Raw genomic sequence first — 2369 nt, forward strand, 5'->3', positions numbered from 1 at the left:
GCCGCGATCAACCGCCCGCCCCGGTAGTGCCGTGGACGCTCGCCAGGTTTTCGTCGTCGATGCGCACAGCCGCTGCACGTAACGCGCCGTCTTTCACGGCGTCATTCGCGGTCACGGTGCGCAAAGCGCAAGGCAGGGCTAGACTGCATTGAAGATTGCTAATATTCGCAATTAGTTGACCTGCGATCGAACGCGTTTTGGTATCCGGTCCCCGTCGCTAACGGCACACCGCGCCAGGAGTTCCGATGAACAATGATCCACAACACCGTCGACCGACCGCCTACCAGTACATCGCCTACTCCTACGGGCGGGTCCTGCCGTCTTCGATGCGCGACTGGGTGCGTAACGACCTGGCCGGTAAAGGCGCCACCGCGCGCACAATGATCCGCGTCATCATTCCGGCCTTCCTCGTGCTCGCCCCGTTCTGGCTGATCCCGACGACCCTCTACGTCCACGCCAGCATGACCCTGCCGATCTTCATACCGTTCATCCTGTTCTCCCACGCTCTGAACAAAGTGTGGCGCCGGCACCGACTCGCACAGCACGGCCTCGACCCGGATTTGGTCGATGAGTTGGCACATAGTCGCGATGCCCACAAGCGCCGCGCCTACATCGAGCGCTACGGCCCCCGGGTGTAGCCGGACACGTTGAACTGTCAACGCCACGGTGATTGCTAGCTCGTCAGGGCCGAGCAATCCCTGTGGCGCGCACGTACCACCGTGCCGCGCAGCGTCGGGTCACAGGGGCGGGCATTCCTCGGCTTGAGTCAACGCATGAGAGTTATGGCCGAAATGATCGAGAAATCGGCTCACTGCGGTGAGAATTCTACAAGCACGGCTGCGCAACGAGGCGGCCCCCGCCGCCAGCACTGCTAACAACGTTAGTGCGAGAAGACAAGCCATGAGTTCCCCCCTGTGACGCGGTCATTGTCCGTAGAGCCGTGGGACAGACGCCAACTTGCGGCGACAGCTACAGCCGCAAGTTGAGTTGACCATGCAGGTCGTTGACCCGCTCCATGAAGCGTAAGAGTCCCGGCACAAGATCAATACGTCTCGAAACGTCGAAGTTATCGGCATTCTTTATCTCGCGGAGACAAAAAGTCATACCCTGGCGGCTGTGGTTGATTCCGCGGCCGGTCAAGGCGTTCCTCTCCACGAAGTGACTCAACTCCTCGGCCGCCTCGGCGATCTGGTCGAAGCGTTGCCGGAAGCCATCGACGCGCTTCTGCTTGAAGAAGTCGGCGAGCTCGCTGCCGACCAGCAGCTCAAAGATTTGCTGAGCGACACCATCACCGCGAACGTGGACACCTGGTTTTCCGTCATCCGCTACTCGATCCCCATCGACCAAGTCGAAGCGCCGACGGCGGCCCTCGAACACGCGCGGCGGATGGCACAACGTGAAATCTCCGTCAACGCGCTGCTGCGCGGATACCGGCTCGGGCACCAGCACGGACTGGATCTCATCATTGCCGGATTGCGAAGCGCGGACCTGCCCTCCGAGCAGAAATTGGCACTCTTCGAGCACATCACCCGCGTGTCGTTTCGCTACATCGACTGGATGTCCGAGCAGGTTTTGGCGACTTATCAGATCGAGCGCGCGCAGTGGGACGAAAACCGGCGAAGTCTGCGCGCACAAGCCATCCGAGACATTCTCGACGGACGTGACATAGACGTGAACGAAACGTCGAAGTCTATGAGGTACTCCTTGGACGCAACGCATGTGGCGCTGCTCGTATGGCTCAACCGGGATGCGCGCGCCGACTCCGATCAGCTCATCGCCATGGAGCGTTTCGCGCAGCAGGCGGCCGCTGCGGCTGGCGCCGACCAACTGGTCTACCACTCGATCGACCGCCTCGTCGCCTGCGCATGGATGACGGCCCCCGATCCGTCAGACTGCGTGTCTAAGCTGCGTGCCTTCGTCCACGATCAGCCCGACTGTCCCGGAATTGCGGTCGGTGAACCACTTGTCGGGCTTCAAGGTTTTCGTCGCACGTACCGGCAGGCCGAGCGGGCGCGCGCGGTTGCCATGGCAGCCCAAGGCACCGCACGCCGATTCGTCGCCGCCCAAGATCCCGGTCTGGCGCTCGCCTCGATGCTGGTCGCCGATGTCCCGACGCTGAAGTGTTGGATTCACGATGTGCTGGGCCCGCTGGCTTCGAGCACCCCATCCGACCAGCGTCTGCGAGACACACTGAGCGTGTTCCTGCGCGCCGGTTCCAGCTTCAAGGCAGCAGCCGCCGAACTTCAGATACATGGCAACACAGTCAAATACCGCGTGAATCGGGCGGTAGAGCGCTGCGGTCGCACCATGGCCGGCGACCGGTTGGACGTTGAGTTCGCACTGCTCATGTGCGATTGGTTCGGCGAAGC

2 protein-coding genes are annotated in these 2369 nt (G+C 61.9%); both read left to right on the forward strand.

Annotation, left to right across the window (positions count from 1 at the left end; translation table 11 throughout):
- The first annotated feature begins 245 nt into the window (after positions 1–245).
- On the forward strand, positions 246–638 hold the full coding sequence (locus tag AC2VOG_RS20965) for a DUF5313 domain-containing protein (RefSeq protein ID WP_486941735.1): 393 nt from the start codon (positions 246–248) through the stop codon (positions 636–638).
- Positions 639–1116: 478 nt separating this feature from the next.
- On the forward strand, positions 1117–2369 hold a 1253-nt coding region (locus AC2VOG_RS20970; RefSeq protein WP_486941736.1), incomplete at its 3' end, for a PucR family transcriptional regulator.

This window comes from Mycobacterium sp. TH-M11 (assembly GCF_057473725.1).